Consider the following 20,433-nt stretch of genomic DNA (forward strand, 5'->3'; position numbering starts at 1 on the left):
TTTTTGAAATTTTCCATTCAAAGAGTATGAGATTCTATACGGTGAAAAGAATAGATTCTACATATATTCTTGCTGTGATTTATTCAAATCATTGATAGTTAAATGGATTATTTTCTGGGGGATAATATGAGCGAAATTTATTTATTGAATGCTGGAAGCCAATGTCGCGCTGTACCTGAAGTACAAAATTCAATTCCGAAACAATTACACAGAAACAAAACGGTAGACAACTTTAGGGATAACATTCAATCTGTATCTAATCTATCAGGCCAAAAACTTTCCAGAGCCGAAACATGTCACACCATTCGACGTCTTTCTGATTGTCGACCGAAAAGTGAAGCTACGGCGACTATTAATGTGCCTCTAAAATCGCAGGTTAGTGTCATGGGAACCTTGACCCTTGATTCTGGCAGCGGTGATGGCAAGGGTACCCTTAATTTACATGTACCAGCTAAACATGTTGGTAATGCTCTGGTCCACTATTCCTTGGTCGAGAAGGATGATGGGACTACATTTGCCAGAACGTTAGACAGAAAAGAGAGAATGACACTCATTGCTGAAAGTGCCACCGATAGTAAAGGAAATAAATTAATCAGTACTAAAGGAATTCAATATAACGGTAAGATCATTTCATGGGATAATATAATTGCCTGGCAGGAGCCTGAGGCAAAATATAGTAATTTTGACAAGCCAAATAATATTGCGAATTTAAAGTTATTTATCCGTGAGAAAAGCCAGAATATCATTCTTAACGAAAATAATGCACTTCCTCTCGGCGTGTTATATGGAAAAGAATCTTTAGAGACACACTTCCCCACACTTCTGGATACATCAAAATATTCTCAAGAGAATAAAGTCAGTGAATATGTAAAATCTCTTGTTCATGAATTTGGCAGTGGTGTTCCTGCCAGGGTTATAGGTATAGGAATAGATGCTGATGTTAAGGAGTTTTTTGGAAAGGATAAGCTGTATCATTTGCAGAATAATATCGATTCTATGTTCCATTATTCCAATGGAAAGAATATAGAAGCGCTACAACAAAGTAAACGCCATGCAGATTCTCAGGCTCTAACGCGGTCTACGGCTAAAAAAAACTACGCGAAAGGGATTGATGCACTGTGTACGGACTGGTCCGCAAAAACAATGAAAGGCTGGACAGATAAAGATAAACTCCGTTGTGCTGCTATTGAGAATGTTATAAAAAAAGGATGGGTTGAAAATATATCACAATCTGATGCGGAAAAATATCTTCCGACAATTTATAGTAGTGATAAATTCAAGAGCTATATTGATACTGTATATGCTGATTCTGGCTATCTATCCGCCTTGAGTACCATGGTTAACAGTAATGATTTTAGCAATATACAAGATGTTAAAGTATTGTCGTCAAGATCGGAAAATATCAAAAAGGCTATTTCTAAGTTAGAGGATATGGCATCCCTGAATCCAAAAAAAATAAAGAGTGAACTGAAACGAAAGGAAATGGAGTTACTCAATCATCTGGAGGATAATGGCATCACGGATGATGATGCCAAAACTTTAGAATACGGACAAGAGATTGGTAAACTAGCCAGACAGTTGAATCTGTTAAAAAATAAAGCATATCGTAAAGAAATTATCTCACTTAAAATAGAGTTGAAAAATATCACCGAAGCAGAACCAGAACCCGGTAGTATAGCGAGTATGGTTGCGGTGTGTCTTAAAAACAATAATGTAGAAAATGAGTTTTCTCAGAAAGGTATTAATACGCTCAGGGAATTGAGAGATAGCAAGATATCTGGGCTTCACGAACTTAAAAAAAAATATGAGCGAGAAAGTTCAAGACAGCAAATTGCCTGGCTGGATAACCACATTGAGTCTTTTGCAGTTAAAGATGCTATAAAAGACTTCTCTGTCGTGAGGTCATACTACCATGACTTATCGCCGAAAGATAAAGTTCTTTTTTTACAACAAGAATCTGCTATGGCGTGGGATAAGTATGCCTCGTATTCAAGTAAAGAACATACATCGGGCAACAGGGAGTTAGCCAGAAAATATCATCATCTGGCAATTACCAGAGAAAGTCAGTTGAAGTATTTGCTTTCGTCAATAGAAAAAATGGTCGATATAAAAGGTGCCGCTTTTACATTTTCATCTCATGCGCTTAGAGAGATCAGCACGCTTAATGACGATAAATTAACTTCTGTAAACGAAATGGCGCTAAGCCATCATCAGAATAAAGAATCTAAAGAACAATGTCGCGCAACTGAGAAACAGGCAAAAAGAGTTAATGAGTTTCTAAAATGGGTTAGTGATTTACCGCAAAATGCAAAAACTAACGCTACAGTAGGGCAACCCAGTCAGCCTGAAGCGAATGAGCATATTGTTGATACACAGACAACTGAAGCTGTAGTGAATCAAGCCAGTGAGCCAGACCTGTTTATCGATATGTTGCCAAGTGAAGAAGAAGTAGAGCAATCCAGTGAATCAGGAGCGGAAGACCCGCTCTTTGAGCTGTTGGCAACCGACGCAGTAGTGGGGCAAGCCACTGAGCCAGTAGAGAAAGATCTGTTTATCGATATGTTGTCAAACGAAGAAGAAATGGGGCGAGCCAGTGAATCTGTAGAGGATACACTGATTGTAGGGTTAAATTCTGGTAAAGAAACCATTGTTTCAAATACATCTACAGTATCGACTGGTTCAACTGTTCCTGTGGAGCCGAATACTCCTGAGTTTAAAATAACATTTAATAATGAAGTATATACGTTAAAAAATGTAAATGCTCTTGAGGAAATGGCAAGGAAAACCTCTGATAGAGCAGAAAAAAAAGAGATGCTTAAAGAAATTGAACGGCAAAAGTCAATTTTTAAAAAAATTAGTATCCCCTATGATGGTGTTGAGTTTACTGAAAAAGGTATGTGTGTCACTAAGTTGGAAAAGCAAGGAGATGCAGAACATAAAAAATTTCTTAAGGTCGAGGTTAAATATTTTTATGACTCCAATGGTAAGCTCGATGAACTTGCAACAGAATATAAACCAATATCTGGCAATGGGGATCTTAAAATACCGGGGGTGAATGGTAAGATTTATACTATTCCTGGTTGTATTTATAAGAAATATGAGAGAGGGTTGGCTGCTTCTCATTTCTATGAGTATTTTAAGCAAGTAGAGGAGGCAAAAACAACCCGTTCTTCACATGAAGGTTTTATCGAATATATTGATTCATTAATAAATGAAAACAGATTTGATTATATAAGAAGCATGACACCATCGGAATTGGATGATTTTCGCGAGCAAGTTGGAGGTATATCTCAGCAAAAGCTGATAGATAGTACTACTAGCAAGATCGAAAGCTATTTTAAGCCGCAAATAGCGGAAAATGAAAATAATCCTGGTCAGGAGAACATTATCAGTATTAATTCTGGTAATAGAATTCCCATTATCAATAGTGAGACTAAAGGTCTTGATCCGAGATTAATGACCATTGTCAATAAGTTTCCGGGTGTTTTTGAAGAATATAAAAATAATGGCAATAACTTTTCAAGCAAAGTTATTTCTGAGTTTTGCAAAAGTAATGAGAGTGAAGTTAGAAATATTCTTGCAGAAAATTATATTGAGTTGAAGAGTGAAGGCGGAATTTTTCTTCGTTTTATGGCAGATCTTTTATTTGTTGCATCCAGGGTAGACTCAGGTGCTCCTTATCTATTGAAGGATGAATCAACCGTACAAATAAAATCGCTATTATCTCCCGACGTTGAAGGTTTCCGTTCAAATGGACTAACATCTATAAAGTTTAAAAATGGAGTTGATTTGCCACTAAATGAATTATTTGTTAAAAAAAGATATAGTGGGGCAGATGTTACTATCGATGTGAAAAATAAATTTAATTACCCCATTATTAATGAAACGACAAGTTTTAAAGATAAATTTATGTGGCAAGAGGAAGTAAAAACCAGTGTTAACAATTCAAGAGTATTACTTGATGTTGTTGTTCCCACTGGTCGTATTGCGCAGGAAGTTATTAAAAATGATGATATCAGTGAGGTGAATATTGAATCTCAACTTTATAAATATGATCTTTCAATACTTGAAAAAATGGGGGTAGATAAAACTCAATTTGTTGAGGTGATTAATAATTTTAGATTAAAGAACAGCGGTTTGTTGGAGGTTTATCAAGATGAAAAATATAATTGTGATAATTCTGACGGCAACTCCTACTTTGATTTTAAAATGATTGAAACTAACTCGGATTTCAAGAAGAAATTTAATCAATTTTTTGGAGAAAAGTACTCAGACCCATCACTGGGTAGCATTTCTGCATTTGGTGATAATGAGATAAGTGACGATCTGTCGGATGTGGCGAGACCTAGAGATTATCTTGATGATATGATTGATGCTCTTGTACAAGATGACAATGTTTCATTACCTAAAACGGGTACGGATAAACCCACAGCAGCTGTTTCTGTGGAATCCATGTTGTCACCGGTAAGCGAGAATATTTCGCAGGAGTTGCCGCTGCGAACCTTGGCGCCGTCTCAATCATTGCAAGAAAATAATGTAATTGGCAAAACGATGAGTGGCCGGGAAATCCGCCGTCTACAGGAGTCCTCCCGTTCGCGTGTCAACAACAGCAATGAAATTTATATTCAAAAAAATGAGAAAGTAGTAGAAAATAGCCAGAATACCGACAAAATTAAACGTCATGATGAATCCGTGATATCAACAGATGGTGTGCACCAGTCTCAAAAAGTCAAAGAGACAGTAAATGCACCAAGTTCCGATTTGACGCCTGAAAAATCGCTATCGATTGGTACAAACCTCAAATTATTAATTGGTGATAATGGTAAATATTCATTTTCGCCAGATATTCCAAAGGGATCTGTTCAGTCAATAGACGGCCTCCAGTCTTGGCGAGTGTCTTCTCTACAAAATAAGGTCGATAGCGTTGCTTTTATGGAGCTTTATCATGACCAATTTGTTGATAAAGTTCTCAATTCAGATTTAAAAGATGAAATACTTACTCAAGCTCTTATTCGCTATGTGAAAATAAATATAAATGAAAGTGCAAGTAAATATATAAATAAACATAAAAATAAAACTGATATTTTTAAAGTTGCTAGCTATAAATTGACACCAAGCAAGTCTATTAAGGCTATTGCCCCCAATTTTAATAGGAAAGAAAAAATTGATGCTATGGCTAATATTCTGAAATCAAAGGCTGAATATTTATTGCACAGTAATGAGTTTGCTAATGTAATCCATGACATGGAAGTGCCGAGCGATAAAAAAAATAGTCTGGTGAACATTAAGGCGAGTTATGAAGATTTTTTGTCTATGTATCGTCGTATGCTAGTAGGACCAGGGGGGTTAATACCTGATGAGGGGCTTGCATATCGTATATATAATGGATGTCTTCAGGTAGTAAGAATAAAAGACAATGCTATTACGTCAACCAGTTACAGTCTTTCTGAAGGGACAAAGCCCAAGGAACTGTTTATCCCAAATCTAGTGACTACTAATATGACTATTGAAACCCACGATGCTACTGTTTTAAGTACATTCTTAGATGCTAAAGTTACACCTATGACTGACCCTGCCTTTATAAAGGAGTTATCAATGGATAAATTGATGTCAGATATGTTAGAGCTGGCAAAGAAGCAAGAGCATGATAGGATTGATACACAACTTGATGATAACGATCCACATGTTTTGGAGCCATCATTGAGTAATGAAAATGAAACTGCTGCTGTACAGCCTGCAGATGATTTACTTCAAAGCAAGACTCCAGAACGCGGACTCAGCAGAAAAGAACTCAACCGCCTTTACAGCAACCGGCCAGTGCTGGCGCAATAAAAAGAGTGACATATTCAGGGATGGCGGTAAGCCATCCCTTTTCGCTGTTACTGCTTCGGCTCGGCAACCACTTTGCTACCGATACCGCGGTTGTTGTATTCCCACATGCGGTTGAAGTTGGTGTCGTTCAGGTTGCGCTGGATTTCACCTTTGTCATCTTCCGCACCGGTATTACCGGCAAATGGGCGTTTTGCGATAACGCTGTCAGCCCATGGTTTTGCCATGTTAAAGCCTTCGTTAATCACGCTGTCACGGATAACGACCTGACCGTTAGTGTTGGAGTCGACATCCAGCGATCGGCCTAACTGCGCCACGCCATCGCCGCTTGCCGTGAAGCGGCTATTAATCGCCAGGAAACCGTAGTAGATGTTTGACAGAGTAGCCGGTGCGAACACGTAACCTTCCTGCTGCGTACGGGAATTCACAACACGGAAATCGGTGTTCTCGAACACCACTGCGCCACGACCAGAAACGATATCCACATCACCTTCAATGTAGCTGTTGGTTACCAGCGTGCGAGGCTGACGATCGTTTTCCAGACGGTTTTGTACGCCGCTGTTGGTTACAAAGAACGTATTCTGACGACCCAGAATATTGACCTTGTTGATCTGCACTTTATCACCATCGGTACGCAGTGCAACGGCCGGGTGGTTGCCTGCATCAACGCTATCACCCAGGTTGTTTTCGATGGTCAGGTTCTGCAATTGCAGACCGTTGTTTTGCGACCAGACGACGGCAGAACACATCACACCAATATTTGTGCCACGTTTGTTCTGGCAATTATCAAACATATACCACGCAGGTTTACCCGGCATATATTTACCGCCTGGGTTCACCGTACGACGCCAGTCTGCGGTGCTCATGTCACCGTCAATGGCCTGGCCAATTTTTACATCCAGCGGTTTTTCGCCCATACCGTACAGCGTCAGGCTACCCGTTGCTGCCGGGATGTACACCGTGCCTTGATACTCTCCCGGCATAATCGCGATGTACTGACGTTTGTTCGTACGTTTGATGATTGCCGCATCCACCGCAGCCTGAATGCTGGTATGGGTTACGCCCTGAGTGCCTGCCGGGCCAACGACGAAGTCAGGTTGTGCAGGCAGAGAAATTGAAGAAGGGCTCCATGGCGCGGTGTTTGGCGTCAGCGCGGAAAAATAGTGCGCAGCAACGAAGTTTTTCGCTTCATTGGCCGACAAGATCGGGCGCGAAGAGGTACCTGGCGCGGTCTGATCGGAAGGAATTTGATCGGGCGGCGTAGAGCTACAGGCGGTCAGCGTCACGCCAAAAGCCATTGCCAGCGCCAGACGGGAAACTGATGATATGTTCACAGGTTGCTCCGGGCTTTGAAAGTTATCCATTAAAGCCTGCTTTTTTATACTAAGTTGAGCGAAACGGGAAGGCGAAAAGGTAAAAAGTTGTTTTTTATCGCAGCAATGTCTGGCGCGGAGAGTCTTTATATCACAAATAGATAACAATTATGGCTCTTCAGGTTGACAACATCCCTATAATCAAAAATAAATGTCTATACAACCTATGACAAGTGGTGAGTCGAATGCAGCAATTCTTCCCTGATGATGTTATCTGGCGCAATGTTCGTCTGGCGACTATGGATCCTGAACGTGGTACCCCATATGGGCTGGTGGATGGTCACGCGCTGATCGTCCGCCAGGGCAAGATTCGCGATATCGTCCCAGAATCATCGTTATATCTCACACATGACAATACTTTTGATATGCAGGGCCGGCTGATTACGCCTGGCCTGATTGATTGCCATACGCATCTCGTCTTTGGCGGAAACCGCGCAGGTGAATGGGAGCAGCGGTTAAATGGTGTCTCCTACCAGCAGATAAGCGCTCAGGGTGGGGGGATCAATGCCACCGTATCGGCGACCCGCAGCGCCACGGATGAACAACTCTTACACGTAGCTCATCAGCGGATGGAACAGCTGATCAAAGAAGGTGTTACGCTGTTGGAAATAAAATCCGGCTACGGCCTGGATTTGCCGACAGAAGAGAAAATATTGCGCGTGGTGGCAGCGCTGGCGGCAGAGAATATCGTTGAAATCAGCCCGACGCTGTTGGCTGCGCATGCGACGCCAACGGAATTCAGGGATGATCCTGACGGCTATATTACGCTGGTGTGCGAGACCATTTTGCCGCAGCTGTGGGAACAAGGGCTGTTTGAGACCGTTGATCTGTTCTGTGAAAGCGTTGGTTTTTCGTTGGCGCAGAGTGAGCGGGTGTTTCAGGCTGCGCAGGCGCTGGGCATCCCGATTAAAGGCCATGTCGAACAACTGTCATTGCTTGGCGGCGCACAGTTGGTAAGCCGCTACCACGGGCTATCCGCCGATCATATTGAATACCTCGATGAAGCAGGTGTGGCGGCAATGAGCCAAAGCGGTACGGTCGGCGTGCTGCTGCCCGGCGCATTCTATTTCCTCAAAGAGCAGCAGCGCCCACCGGTAGCGTTGCTGCGTCAATATCAGGTACCGATGGCGGTAGCGACAGATTTTAACCCCGGTACCAGCCCGTTTATCAGCCTGCACTGGGCGATGAATATCGCCTGCGTTCAGTTTGGCTTAACGCCGGAAGAAGCATGGGCGGGCGTAACCCGTCATGCGGCCCGGGCGCTGGGGCGTCACGACACCCACGGTCAATTGAAGGCCGGGTTTGTGGCCGATTTTGTGGTGTGGGATGCAACACTTCCTGTTGAGATCCTGTATGAACCCGGGCGCAACCCGCTCTACCAACGCGTATTCAAAGGACAAATAGCATGACTCACTGGCAACCTGCTTCACCTGCGCTATGGCAGGGACGTGATGACCGGGCCGAATCGCCGAATGCGCTGCGCCTGTTTCAGACTATCACCCAGAGCCCGACGTTTAGCCCAGAAATGTATCGCGAGCAGATAGCGTTGCTCGGGTTTGCTTGCGACGAAGGTGTTAAACGTAATCAGGGGCGCACGGGAGCTGCCGGAGCGCCCGATGTGCTGCGCAAGGCGCTGGCGAATTTAGCCAGCCACGATGGGCATCATCGACTGGTGGATCTGGGAAATATTGTGGCGCAGGCCCCCGATCTTGAGGGCGCGCAGCAGGCGCTACACAATGCGGTACAGCGTTGCCAGCAGGAAAATATGCGCACCTTTGTTCTGGGGGGCGGACACGAAACCGCATATGCCCATGGCGCAGGTGTGCTGGACGCGTTCCCGCAGGCGAAAGTGGGGATAGTCAACTTCGATGCGCATCTCGATTTGCGCCATGCCGGGCAGGCTACATCCGGTACGCCGTTTCGCCAGCTGGCGCAGCTTTGCGATGAACAACAGCGTGAATTTCACTATGCCTGTATCGGCGTCAGCCGGGCGGCAAACACCCAGGCGCTTTGGGATGAGGCCCAGCGGCTCGGTGTGACCGTAGTGGAGGATCTGCATTGTGATACGGCGCAGGCGCAGTTAGCGCAGTTCATTGCCAATCTGGATGTCATCTATCTGACAATCGACCTCGACGTGCTGCCGGTGTGGGAAATGCCCGGTGTGTCGGCCCCCGCCGCGCTTGGCGTACCGTTGGCGACGCTGCTGAGACTGATTGAGCCTCTGTGTCGTAGCGGTAAACTACAGGCGGTGGATATGGTTGAATTTAATCCACGCTTTGACGATGATGGCAGGGCGGCGCGGGTTGCGGCGCGATTAGGCTGGCAAATCGCCCACTGGTGGCACTGACATACCTGATGGCGTTGCGCTTATCAGGTTCGGGTAATGCCTGTAAACTGTACCCACTCACATTTTCAGCTTAAGGAAGGCTCACGCATGCTCCCATCCCGTTCTGCTCCGGCTCCTTTTTACGAAAAGGTCAAACAGGAGATCAGCGAAAAAATTGCCAGCGGAATCTGGCAGCCTCACGATCGCATTCCGTCTGAGGCAGAGCTGGTGGCGCAGTATGGTTTCAGCCGCATGACCATCAACCGGGCGCTGCGTGAGTTAACGGATGAAGGTTTACTGGTGCGTTTGCAGGGCGTGGGGACGTTTGTCGCCGAGCCAAAAGGTCAGTCCGCGCTGTTTGAAATTCGCAGCATCGCGGATGAAATCAACGCCCGTCAGCATCAGCACCGGTGCGAAGTGCTGACGCTGGAAAGAACCCGGGCAAACGCGCAGCAGGCTTTGGTATTAAACGTCAAAGAAGGCACCTCTATTTTTCACTCTGTCATGGTGCACTACGAGAACGATCTGCCGGTACAGATTGAAGATCGCTGCGTGAATGCCGAAATTGTGCCCGAGTATCTGGGGCAGGATTACAGCCAGACCACGCCGCACGCATACCTTTCACTGATAGCCCCCTTGACCGAAGGTGAGCATATTGTTGAGGCCGTTCGCGCCAGCGCCGAAGAGTGCGCGCTGCTGAACATCAAAGAACACGATCCCTGCCTGCTGATCCGCCGCAAGACCTGGTCCGCGTCATCCATTGTCTCTCATGCCCGTTTGCTGTTCCCTGGTTCCCGCTATCGACTGCAAGGGCGGTTTATGTCCTGATACAGGAGATGAAAACCGTGATTGCTGACGCAATATAATAAAAATGTATCTTAATTGTTAAAATCATCCTTGCAGTGACTTGTATAGACAAGTATATATTACTTATCTATCCGACGTTCGCGAGGAGTTTTCTGTCATGTCCCATAGCAAATATCGTCAGCAGGATATTCGTGCCCCACGCGGCACCACCTTAACGGCCAAAAGCTGGCTGACCGAAGCGCCGCTGCGCATGTTAATGAATAATCTGGATCCCGATGTGGCGGAAAATCCACATGAGCTGGTGGTTTACGGCGGGATTGGCCGCGCCGCACGGGACTGGGAATGCTATGACGCCATCGTCAACGCGCTGACCAAACTGGAGACCGATGAGACGCTGCTGGTCCAGTCCGGAAAACCGGTAGGCGTATTCAAAACTCACGACAACGCACCGCGCGTGCTGATTGCCAACTCCAACCTGGTGCCACATTGGGCTACCTGGGAACACTTCAACGAACTGGACGCCAAAGGGCTGGCGATGTACGGCCAGATGACCGCCGGGAGCTGGATCTACATCGGCAGCCAGGGCATCGTGCAGGGGACTTATGAAACCTTCGTTGAGGCCGGGCGTCAGCATTATCAGGGTAACCTGAGCGGGCGCTGGGTACTGACCGCCGGACTGGGCGGTATGGGCGGGGCGCAGCCGTTAGCCGCTACGCTTGCGGGGGCGTGTTCGCTGAACATTGAATGCCAGCAAAGCCGAATCGATTTCCGTCTGCGTACCCGTTACGTGGACGAGCAGGCGACATCGCTTGACGATGCGCTGGCGCGTATCGACAAATACACTCGCGAGGGTAAAGCGGTCTCCATTGCGCTGTGTGCGAACGCCGCCGACGTTGTGCCGGAACTGGTGAAGCGCGGTGTGCGCCCGGATATGGTCACCGACCAGACCAGCGCCCACGATCCGCTGCATGGTTATCTGCCGTCTGGCTGGAGCTGGGAAGAGTATCAGGCAAAAGCGGTGTCCGATCCGCAGGGCACGGTGCAGGCGGCGAAACGTTCAATGGCAACGCACGTTGAGGCGATGCTGGCGTTTAGCAAAATGGGCGTGCCAACGTTTGATTACGGCAACAACATTCGCCAGATGGCCAAAGAGATGGGCGTGGAAAATGCCTTTGATTTCCCCGGCTTCGTACCTGCTTATATTCGACCGTTGTTCTGTCGCGGCATTGGCCCGTTCCGTTGGGTGGCGCTGTCCGGCGATCCGCAGGATATTTATAAAACAGATGCCAAAGTGAAAGAGATCGTGGCAGATGATAAGCACCTTCATCACTGGCTGGATATGGCGCGTGAGCGGATTAATTTTCAGGGTTTACCGGCGCGTATCTGCTGGGTCGGCCTGGAGTGGCGTCAGAAACTAGGGCTGGCGTTTAATGAAATGGTGCGCAGCGGTGAAGTATCCGCGCCGATTGTTATTGGCCGTGACCATCTGGACTCCGGTTCTGTTGCCAGCCCGAACCGCGAAACTGAAGCTATGCGCGACGGTTCAGACGCCGTATCCGACTGGCCGCTGCTGAACGCGCTGCTTAACACCGCCAGCGGCGCGACCTGGGTGTCGCTGCATCACGGTGGCGGGGTCGGTATGGGCTTCTCTCAGCATGCCGGGATGGTGATTGTTTGCGATGGCACCGATGAAGCCGCGGCGCGTATCGCCCGGGTCTTACATAACGATCCGGCGACCGGGGTGATGCGTCACGCCGACGCCGGATATGACATTGCGGTGGAATGCGCCGTCGAAGAAGGGCTGAATTTGCCGATGGTTGCCGCGACGCAGGAGAAACGCTGATATGAACACCATGACACTCACGCCGGGCCATCTGAGTTTTATCCAGCTACGTGAAATCTGGCAGCAGCCGGTCAAACTGAGTCTGGATGCCGGGGCGATCGATGCTATTAACGCCAGCGTCGCCTGCGTCAATAATATTGTCGCTGAAGGCCGTACGGCGTATGGCATTAATACCGGCTTTGGCCTGCTGGCCCAGACCCGTATCGCCACGGAAGATTTGCAGAATTTGCAGCGTTCGCTGGTGCTTTCCCATGCGGCAGGTGTCGGCGAGGCGCTGGACGACGCGATGGTGCGTCTGATTATGGTGCTGAAAATCAACAGCCTGGCGCGCGGTTTTTCCGGTATTCGCCTGAGCGTGATTGAAGCGCTGATTGCGCTGGTGAATGCCGAGGTGTATCCGCTGATCCCGGCGAAAGGCTCCGTGGGGGCATCGGGTGACCTGGCGCCGCTGGCGCATATGTCTTTGACGCTGTTGGGAGAAGGGAAGGCGCGCTGGCAGGGTGAATGGCTCCCGGCGACCGAAGCGCTGAAAAAGGCCGGGCTGGAGCCGATAACGCTGGAGGCAAAAGAAGGGCTGGCGTTGCTCAACGGTACCCAGGCTTCGACGGCCTTTGCGCTGCGTGGGCTAATTGAAGCTCAGGAACTGTTTGCGTCTGCAACGGTGTGCGGGGCGCTGACCACCGAAGCCGTGCTGGGTTCCCGTCGTCCGTTTGATGCCCGTATTCACGCCGCGCGAGGGCAGCGTGGGCAGATTGATGCCGCAACGCTGTATCGTCACGTATTGACCGACACCAGCGCGCTTTCGCAGTCGCATCATAACTGTGAGAAAGTGCAGGATCCGTATTCTCTGCGCTGTCAGCCACAGGTGATGGGGGCATGTCTGACGCAAATGCGCCAGGTGATGGATGTTCTGCTGGTGGAAGCCAATGCGGTTTCCGACAACCCGCTGGTATTTGCCGAAGAGGGGGATGTCATTTCTGGCGGCAACTTCCATGCTGAACCGGTGGCGATGGCGGCAGATAATCTGGCGCTGGCGATTGCGGAAATCGGCTCGTTATCGGAGCGACGCATTGCGTTAATGATGGATAAACACATGTCGCAACTGCCGCCGTTTTTGGTGAAAAACGGTGGGGTGAACTCCGGCTTTATGATTGCTCAAGTCACGGCTGCCGCGCTGGCGAGTGAGAACAAAGCGCTGGCGCATCCGCATAGCGTAGACAGTTTACCGACGTCCGCCAACCAGGAAGATCACGTATCTATGGCTCCGGCGGCGGGGCGCAGACTGTGGGAGATGGCAGCAAATACGCGCGGCGTGATTGCCGTAGAGTGGCTGGCGGCGTGTCAGGGGATTGACCTGCGTGAAGGGTTAACCTCAAGCCCGCTGCTGGAGCAGGCGCGCCAGGCTTTACGCGAGCAGGTTGCCCATTACACGCAGGATCGCTTTTTCGCCCCGGATATCGAGTGCGCGACTGAACTGTTAGCGCAAGGAACGTTGCTGAAATTGCTGCCTGAATTTCTGTAGAAAATTGCCTGATGACGACGCTGACGCGTCTTATCAGGCTTACGGTCTGCTTTGTAGGCCGGATGAGGCTAAGCCGACATCCGGCACAACAGAACTTAGCTAAATATTGCGGTAATAGAAGCGCTGGCGAGCGAGTGGAAATGGACGTTAAATCCAACCATCGCGCCGCTGGCGTCCTCATTGACATCAATACGCTCCACATTCAGTGCGTGAACTGTAAAGATATAACGGTGGTTTTCCCCCTTCGGCGGCGCAGCGCCACCATAACCGGCTTTACCAAAATCCGTGCGTGTTTGCAGCACGCCTTCCGGCAACGCAACCAGCCCCGAGCCGTAACCTTGTGGTAAAACCCGGGTATCTGCAGGCAGGTTAACCACCACCCAGTGCCACCAGCCGGAGCCAGTTGGCGCATCAGGATCGTAACAGGTCACGACAAAGCTTTTAGTCCCGGCGGGCACATCATCCCATGCCAGGTGCGGGGAAATATTATCCCCGTCATATCCCATGCCGTTAAAGACGTGGCGATGAGGAAGCTTTTCGCCATCGCGCAGATCGTTACTGATTAGTTTCATGCTGACTCCTCTCGTTAGCCAAAAAGTGTAGCCAGAAACCGTAGAGCTTACCGCTGATTAATCGCTAAAAAATGTTGCATTGCGCACAGCCTCGTTGACGGCCTGCGTCAGGCTGCGCAGTTGTTCGGGCTTGATGATGTACGGCGGCATCAGATAAATGAGCTTACCAAACGGTCTTACCCACACGCCCTGTTCGACAAAGAACTTCTGTAACGCGGCCATATTCACCGGATGCGTGGTTTCTATCACGCCGATGGCACCAAGCACGCGCACGTCGGCAACCCAACGGGAATCTGCCGCTGGGGCGAGTTCTTCACGCAACTGCGCTTCAATGGCCGCGACCTGCGAGCGCCATTCGCCGGTTTCGAGCAGCGACAGGCTGGCAGAGGCGACGGCGCAGGCCAGTGGATTACCCATGAAAGTCGGGCCGTGCATAAAACATCCGGCTTCACCGTTGCTGATGGTTTCCGCAACCAGGCGCGTGGTCAGGGTGGCGGAAAGGGTCATCGTTCCGCCGGTTAACGCTTTGCCAAGGCACAAAATGTCCGGAGTGATATCGGCATGCTCACACGCAAACAGCTTGCCCGTGCGACCAAATCCGGTGGCGATTTCATCGGCAATCAACAAAATGCCTTCCCGGTCACACATCTTACGGATGCGCTTTAACCACTCAGGATGATACATGCGCATGCCGCCAGCGCCCTGCACAATCGGCTCAAGGATCACCGCCGCAATTTCGTGGCGATGTGCGGCCATCAGACGGGCAAAAGGCACCATATCCAGTTCGTCCCATTCGCCGCCCATCCGGCTTTGCGGAGCGGGCGCAAACAGGTTATCAGGCAGATAACCCTTCCACAGACTGTGCATCGAGTTGTCAGGATCGCAGACCGACATCGCGCCGAAAGTATCGCCGTGATAACCGTTACGAAATGTCAGGAAACGCTGACGGGATTCACCTTTGGCCTGCCAGTATTGCAGCGCCATTTTCATCGCGACTTCCACGGCGACCGAACCAGAATCAGCGAGAAAAACGCACTCCAGCGCCTCGGGCGTCATCGCCACCAACTGGCGACACAGCGCAATAGCCGGGGCATGGGTAATGCCGCCAAACATCACGTGCGACATGGCATCAATCTGCGTTTTCATCGCGGCATTCAGCTGCGGGTGATTGTAACCGTGGATCGCCGCCCACCAGGATGACATGCCGTCAACCAGCTTCTCACCGCTGGCTAATATCAGTTCACAACCTTCGGCACTGGCCACCGGATAAACCGGTAGCGGGGAGGTCATGGAGGTGTAAGGGTGCCAGATATGGCGTTGGTCAAACGCAAGATCGTCCGTTGTCATAATCGACTTGTAAACCAAATTAAAAAGATTTAGGTTTACGAGTCTACACCAAACTAACAACGAAACGTATACCAATATGGCTCATTCTTCTCGCTGGACAATGTCGCAAGTCACCGAATTATTTGAAAAACCGCTGCTGGATCTGTTGTTTGAAGCGCAGCAGGTTCATCGTCAGCATTTCGATCCGCGGCAGGTACAAGTTAGTACGCTGTTGTCGATTAAGACCGGTGCTTGCCCGGAAGACTGCAAATACTGCCCGCAAAGTTCCCGCTATAAAACCGGACTGGAAACGGAACGTTTGATGGAAGTTGAACAGGTTCTGGACTCTGCCCGTAAGGCGAAACAAGCCGGTTCAACGCGGTTTTGCATGGGCGCGGCGTGGAAGAACCCTCACGAACGCGATATGCCGTACCTGGAACAAATGGTTCAGGGCGTGAAAGAACTGGGGCTGGAAGCCTGTATGACGCTGGGCACGCTGGACGAATCTCAGGCCCAGCGCCTGGCCAATGCGGGTCTGGACTACTACAACCACAACCTCGACACCTCGCCGGAATTTTACGGCAATATCATTACCACCCGTTCGTATCAGGAGCGCCTGGATACGCTGGATAAAGTGCGTGAGGCGGGCATTAAAGTTTGCTCCGGCGGGATTGTGGGGCTGGGTGAAACGGTGACCGACCGCGCGGGTCTGCTGCTGCAATTAGCGAATCTGCCGACGCCGCCGGAAAGCGTGCCGATCAACATGCTGGTGAAAGTGAAGGGCACGCCGCTTGCCGATAACGACGACGTAGATGCTTTTGATTTTATTCGTACTATCGCCGTCGCGCGCATCATGATGCCGACCTCATACGTACGTCTTTCCGCCGGGCGCGAGCAGATGAACGAACAAACCCAGGCAATGTGCTTTATGGCCGGGGCCAACTCGATTTTCTACGGCTGCAAACTGCTGACCACGCCGAACCCGAACGAAGATAAAGATTTATTGTTGTTCCGTAAGCTGGGTCTTAACCCGCAGCAAACGGCGGTACTGGCGGGTGATAACGAACAGCAACAACGTCTGGAGCAGGCGCTGCGTACCCCGGATACCGACGATTACTACAACGCGGCAATCGTATGACCTGGCAGCAAAAAATCGACGATGCGCTAACGGCGCGTCGTCGTGCTGATGCGTGGCGTCGGCGCTATGCAGTGACACAGGGTGCTGGTCGCTGGTTACAGGCTGGCGGTCGTCAGTATCTGAATTTCTCCAGCAACGACTATCTCGGCTTAAGCCACCATCCGCAAATTATCTGCGCGTGGCAGCAGGGTGCTGAGCGTTTTGGCGTCGGCAGTGGCGGCTCGGGCCATGTCAGCGGTTATTCCGTTGCGCATCAGGCGCTGGAAGAAGAGCTGGCGCAGTGGCTCGGCTATTCCCGGGCGCTGTTGTTCATCTCCGGTTTTGCCGCTAATCAGGCAGTGATAGCCGCATTGATGGAAAAAGACGATCGCATTGTCGCCGACAGGCTTAGCCATGCCTCGCTGTTGGAGGCCGCCAGCCTTAGCCCTGCTGTTTTACGTCGCTTTACCCATAACGATCCGCAACATCTGGAGCGTCTGCTGACTTCCCCCTGTCCGGGGCAGCAGCTGGTGGTCACTGAAGGCGTATTCAGCATGGATGGCGATAGTGCGCCGCTGGCAGAAATCCACGCGGTGGCGAAACGGCAGGGCGCGTGGCTGCTGGTGGATGATGCGCATGGGATTGGCGTAAGCGGTGAGGAAGGGCGCGGTTCGTGCTCTCGACAACAGGTGAAACCTGAGCTGCTCGTAGTGACGTTTGGCAAAGGGTTTGGCGTCAGCGGTGCGGCGATCCTGTGTTCTGATAGCGTGGCCGACTATCTGTTGCAGTTTGCCCGCCATCTGATCTACAGCACCAGTATGCCTCCGGCGCAGGCGCAGGCCTTACGCGCCGCGCTGGCGGTGATCCGCAGCCGTGAAGGCGATGAACGCAGGGAAAAGTTAGCGATGCTGATCCAGCGTTTTCGCGCTGGGGTGAATACTACGGATTTGACGCTGGCGCATTCAGATAGCGCTATTCAACCGCTGATCGTTGGCGACAATCATAAAGCCCTGCAACTGGCACAGACGTTACGGCAACAGGGATGCTGGGTGACGGCAATTCGCCCACCAACGGTGCCCACCGGTACGGCCAGATTACGGCTGACTTTGACCCAGGCGCATGAGGTGCAGGATATCGATCGTCTACTGGAGGTGTTGCATGGTGCAGGTCAATAAACAGGCGATTGCCGCCGCGTTTGGCCGCGCTGCCACCTACTATGAGCAACACGCAGAGCTGCAACGTCAGAGTGCCGATGCGTTACTGGCACAACTTGATGGCGGGGCGTTCTCAAGGGTTTTGGACGCGGGCTGTGGGCCTGGGCGTATGAGTCGCTACTGGCGGGAGCAGGGGAGCGAGGTCTGCGCGCTGGATCTGTCGGCGCAAATGCTGGCTGAAGCGCAGCGTCACGATGTTGCCCATCACTATCTGCTGGCGGATATCGAAGCCATTCCGCAGGCCGCTGCCACTTTCGACCTGGCCTGGAGCAATCTGGCCGTGCAGTGGTGCAGCGACCTACGCGGTGCGTTAAGCGAGCTATACCGGGTGGTGCGTCCTGGCGGAACGGTGGCGTTTAGTACCCTGGCGCAAGGTTCGATGCCGGAACTTCGTCAGGCGTGGCGAACAGTTGATGACCGGGAGCACGCCAACCGTTTTTTGCCCGTGGAGCAACTGGAAAACGCGCTGTGCGGCTGGGACGTTGAATACCAGTCTCAAGCCGTCACGCTGTGGTTTGACGATGCGCTGAGCGCCATGCGCTCGTTGAAGGGTATTGGTGCGACGCATTTGCATGATGGACGCGAGCAGCGTGTGCTGACCCGCTCGCAACTGCGTCAGCTACAGCTCGCCTGGCCCTGTCAGCAGGGGAAATATCCGCTGACTTATCATCTTTTTTTGGGAGTGATTCAACGTGACTAACACGTATTTTGTCACCGGGACGGACACTGAAGTAGGTAAAACTATCGCCAGCTGTGCGTTGCTTCAGGCGGCGGGACAGTTGGGATTGCGAACCGTCGGCTATAAGCCGGTGGCGTCAGGCAGTGAAATGACGGATGAAGGTCTGCGAAACAGCGATGCGCTGGCTCTACAGCGCAACAGCGTTGTAGCAGTGGATTATGCAGCCATCAATCCGTATACCTTCGCGGAACCTACCTCACCGCATATCATCAGTGCTGACGAAGGGCGCCCCATTCAGGCCTCCGTGATGTCTGCGGGTTTACGCTTGCTTGAAGAACAGGCTGACTGGGTATTGGTGGAAGGTGCAGGCGGATGGTTTACGCCGCTTTCGCCAACGCTGAGTTTTTCTGACTGGGTAAAAGAGGAACAACTGCCGGTGATTCTGGTGGTTGGCGTTAAGCTCGGTTGTATCAATCATGCCATTTTGACCGCCCAGGCGGTGCAGCAGGCTGGGCTGACGCTCGCCGGATGGGTTGCCAATGATGTGACGCCCCCCGGCAAGCGTCATGCTGAATATATGGCGACGCTAAAGCGTGCGCTTGCGGCTCCGCTGCTGGGGGAAATTCCCTGGCTGGCAGAAGAGCCGGAGCAAGCATCGACAGGTCGTTATATCGATCTTAGCGTTTTGTCTCTGGCATCCACCAGTCGTTGATTAGCGGGTCGCTGAATTGTGTTATTTGCCCTTGAGCCACGTTGCGGCCACGATGTAACAAGCAATAGCAGTCGGCGACCCGACGAATGAACGGCAGGCTCTGCTCCGCGAGCATAATGGTGATGCCAAGCTCCTGGCTTAGCCTCACAATCAGATTCCCCAGTTTGTGGATATACGCCTGGCCTGTTCCTCGTGTGGGCTCATCGAGGATCAGCAGACGCGGGCGAGTGACCAACGCGCTGGCGAGTGCAAGCTGGTGCTGATTTTCCTCCGACAATGCCACCCCTTTGGCCTGACGCAGTACAAACAGCTGTGGAAACAGGCGGTAAATATCGCTGCTGTTCATTGCTTCGCTTTCCTCAACCGCCTGGCGCGCAATGTGCAGATTTTCCTCTACCGTCAACTGCGAAAAAATTCGCCGCTCCTGTGATACACAGTTAATACCTAGTGCAATGCGCTTTGCCGCCGGAATCTGAAGCAGATCGCAAGGTGGTGCGCCAGCCTGATGCCAGAACATGGTTCCGCTCTCAATCGGTAAATTGCCGATGATGCAATTGGCAAGCGTAGTCTTTCCCATCCCTGGAAGACCCAGCACGGCGGTACATTTACCGGGCAACAGGTCGAGATCGACATCCCAAAGCGAGTGTTGATTACCGTAATAGTGATTCACTGCACGAAGACTCAACATAGATTTCTCCCTCATGATGATATCCGCCTCGCGGAATGGTGGTCGGGAGAAAACTGCAAATCTCTTGCCAGAAGCGGAATTGGGGAAAAATACAGCAGGATGGCGTGCAACGCTGGCGCTAAATTCTTACTGACCGCATTCCTGACGTTCTTTTGTGCACATTGGCAGTGCCTGGTGGTGTCGTGATGGTGCAGGCAGGAAAATGATGAAAATGCGAGCAAGATCTCGGCCATCCGAGGTCGCTTCGTTAGCTGATAAATATCAAAAAATAGCGATAATTTTTTTTATCCCACCAGAAAAGACTATCAGGACGTTTTTGCCAGGCTACAGTCCATACGGGCTGGAGGCAGTTATCCACTATTCCTGTGGATAACCTTGTGTATTAGGGTTAGAAAACACAATGTAAGCGAGAGAAGACGCGGCCT

14 protein-coding genes are annotated in these 20,433 nt (G+C 50.4%); 10 read left to right on the forward strand and 4 right to left on the reverse strand.

What is annotated here, in order from left to right; translation table 11 throughout:
• The first annotated feature begins 126 nt into the window (after positions 1-126).
• Positions 127-5,832 carry a hypothetical protein gene (locus C2U41_RS04650; RefSeq protein ID WP_233596064.1) on the forward strand — a complete coding sequence of 1,902 codons (5,706 nt, stop codon included), beginning with the start codon at positions 127-129 and terminating at the stop codon, positions 5,830-5,832.
• 47 nt (positions 5,833-5,879) lie between these two features.
• Here the strand turns inward: C2U41_RS04650 and C2U41_RS04655 are convergent, their stop codons facing one another.
• Complete coding sequence (locus C2U41_RS04655; protein ID WP_003837077.1) at positions 5,880-7,163, reverse strand: putative acyl-CoA thioester hydrolase; 1,284 nt, start codon at positions 7,161-7,163, stop codon at positions 5,880-5,882.
• A 224-nt stretch (positions 7,164-7,387) separates the two neighbouring features.
• Here C2U41_RS04655 and hutI point away from each other — a divergent pair, with 224 nt between their 5' ends.
• From hutI to hutH, 5 genes are all read left to right on the forward strand, one after another.
• Positions 7,388-8,611, forward strand: coding sequence for an imidazolonepropionase (gene hutI, locus C2U41_RS04660; RefSeq protein WP_044701082.1), 1,224 nt, complete (start codon positions 7,388-7,390; stop codon positions 8,609-8,611).
• A complete protein-coding gene (gene hutG, locus C2U41_RS04665; RefSeq protein WP_003837074.1) occupies positions 8,608-9,549 on the forward strand; it encodes a formimidoylglutamase in 942 nt (313 codons plus the stop codon). The genes hutI and hutG overlap by 4 nt, the downstream gene beginning before the upstream one ends.
• 87 nt (positions 9,550-9,636) lie before the next feature.
• Complete coding sequence (locus C2U41_RS04670; protein WP_003837073.1) at positions 9,637-10,356, forward strand: histidine utilization repressor; 720 nt, start codon at positions 9,637-9,639, stop codon at positions 10,354-10,356.
• Positions 10,357-10,492: 136 nt separating this feature from the next.
• Positions 10,493-12,178: a urocanate hydratase gene (gene hutU, locus C2U41_RS04675; protein WP_003837071.1), complete on the forward strand. Its 1,686-nt coding sequence runs from the start codon at positions 10,493-10,495 to the stop codon at positions 12,176-12,178.
• A 1-nt stretch (position 12,179) separates the two neighbouring features.
• Positions 12,180-13,700, forward strand: coding sequence for a histidine ammonia-lyase (gene hutH / locus C2U41_RS04680; protein WP_003837068.1), 1,521 nt, complete (start codon positions 12,180-12,182; stop codon positions 13,698-13,700).
• A 95-nt stretch (positions 13,701-13,795) separates the two neighbouring features.
• On the opposite strand, the gene C2U41_RS04685 is transcribed toward hutH, so the two are convergent.
• Together C2U41_RS04685 and bioA are read right to left on the reverse strand one after the other, a co-directional pair.
• Positions 13,796-14,272 carry a kinase inhibitor gene (locus C2U41_RS04685; protein ID WP_003837066.1) on the reverse strand — a complete coding sequence of 159 codons (477 nt, stop codon included), beginning with the start codon at positions 14,270-14,272 and terminating at the stop codon, positions 13,796-13,798.
• 57 nt (positions 14,273-14,329) lie between these two features.
• On the reverse strand, positions 14,330-15,619 hold the full coding sequence (bioA, locus tag C2U41_RS04690) for an adenosylmethionine--8-amino-7-oxononanoate transaminase (protein ID WP_003837064.1): 1,290 nt from the start codon (positions 15,617-15,619) through the stop codon (positions 14,330-14,332).
• 76 nt (positions 15,620-15,695) lie between these two features.
• On the opposite strand from bioA, the gene bioB reads away from it, so the two are divergent.
• The 4 genes from bioB to bioD are packed head-to-tail and all read left to right on the forward strand — an operon-like array spanning position 15,696 to position 19,320.
• On the forward strand, positions 15,696-16,736 hold the full coding sequence (bioB, locus tag C2U41_RS04695) for a biotin synthase BioB (protein ID WP_103848324.1): 1,041 nt from the start codon (positions 15,696-15,698) through the stop codon (positions 16,734-16,736).
• Positions 16,733-17,890, forward strand: coding sequence for an 8-amino-7-oxononanoate synthase (bioF, locus tag C2U41_RS04700; RefSeq protein WP_003845388.1), 1,158 nt, complete (start codon positions 16,733-16,735; stop codon positions 17,888-17,890). The genes bioB and bioF overlap by 4 nt, the downstream gene beginning before the upstream one ends.
• Positions 17,874-18,629, forward strand: a complete 756-nt coding sequence (gene bioC / locus C2U41_RS04705; RefSeq protein ID WP_103848325.1) for a malonyl-ACP O-methyltransferase BioC — start codon at positions 17,874-17,876, stop codon at positions 18,627-18,629. The genes bioF and bioC overlap by 17 nt, the downstream gene beginning before the upstream one ends.
• Entirely contained in the window at positions 18,622-19,320 is a 699-nt protein-coding gene (gene bioD, locus C2U41_RS04710; protein WP_032948884.1) for a dethiobiotin synthase, read from the forward strand. The genes bioC and bioD overlap by 8 nt, the downstream gene beginning before the upstream one ends.
• Here the strand turns inward: bioD and C2U41_RS04715 are convergent.
• Complete coding sequence (locus C2U41_RS04715; RefSeq protein WP_003035181.1) at positions 19,286-20,008, reverse strand: ABC transporter ATP-binding protein; 723 nt, start codon at positions 20,006-20,008, stop codon at positions 19,286-19,288. The genes bioD and C2U41_RS04715 overlap by 35 nt on opposite strands.
• Between the last annotated feature and the right edge of the window lie 425 nt (positions 20,009-20,433).

Source organism: Citrobacter freundii complex sp. CFNIH4, assembly GCF_002934505.1.
Classification (GTDB): Bacteria; Pseudomonadota; Gammaproteobacteria; order Enterobacterales; family Enterobacteriaceae; genus Citrobacter; species Citrobacter freundii.

Excerpts from the sequence above, each read along its gene's own strand:
- hutU (WP_003837071.1), top strand. The coding sequence starts at position 10,493 with ATGTCCCATAGCAAATATCGTCAGCAGGATATTCGTGCCCCACGCGGC.
- C2U41_RS04685 (WP_003837066.1), bottom strand. The coding sequence starts at position 14,272 with ATGAAACTAATCAGTAACGATCTGCGCGATGGCGAAAAGCTTCCTCAT.
- bioF (WP_003845388.1), top strand. The coding sequence starts at position 16,733 with ATGACCTGGCAGCAAAAAATCGACGATGCGCTAACGGCGCGTCGTCGT.
- C2U41_RS04650 (WP_233596064.1), top strand. The coding sequence starts at position 127 with ATGAGCGAAATTTATTTATTGAATGCTGGAAGCCAATGTCGCGCTGTA.
- bioA (WP_003837064.1), bottom strand. The coding sequence starts at position 15,619 with ATGACAACGGACGATCTTGCGTTTGACCAACGCCATATCTGGCACCCT.
- bioB (WP_103848324.1), top strand. The coding sequence starts at position 15,696 with ATGGCTCATTCTTCTCGCTGGACAATGTCGCAAGTCACCGAATTATTT.
- hutH (WP_003837068.1), top strand. The coding sequence starts at position 12,180 with ATGAACACCATGACACTCACGCCGGGCCATCTGAGTTTTATCCAGCTA.
- hutI (WP_044701082.1), top strand. The coding sequence starts at position 7,388 with ATGCAGCAATTCTTCCCTGATGATGTTATCTGGCGCAATGTTCGTCTG.
- C2U41_RS04715 (WP_003035181.1), bottom strand. The coding sequence starts at position 20,008 with ATGTTGAGTCTTCGTGCAGTGAATCACTATTACGGTAATCAACACTCG.
- bioC (WP_103848325.1), top strand. The coding sequence starts at position 17,874 with ATGGTGCAGGTCAATAAACAGGCGATTGCCGCCGCGTTTGGCCGCGCT.
- hutG (WP_003837074.1), top strand. The coding sequence starts at position 8,608 with ATGACTCACTGGCAACCTGCTTCACCTGCGCTATGGCAGGGACGTGAT.
- C2U41_RS04670 (WP_003837073.1), top strand. The coding sequence starts at position 9,637 with ATGCTCCCATCCCGTTCTGCTCCGGCTCCTTTTTACGAAAAGGTCAAA.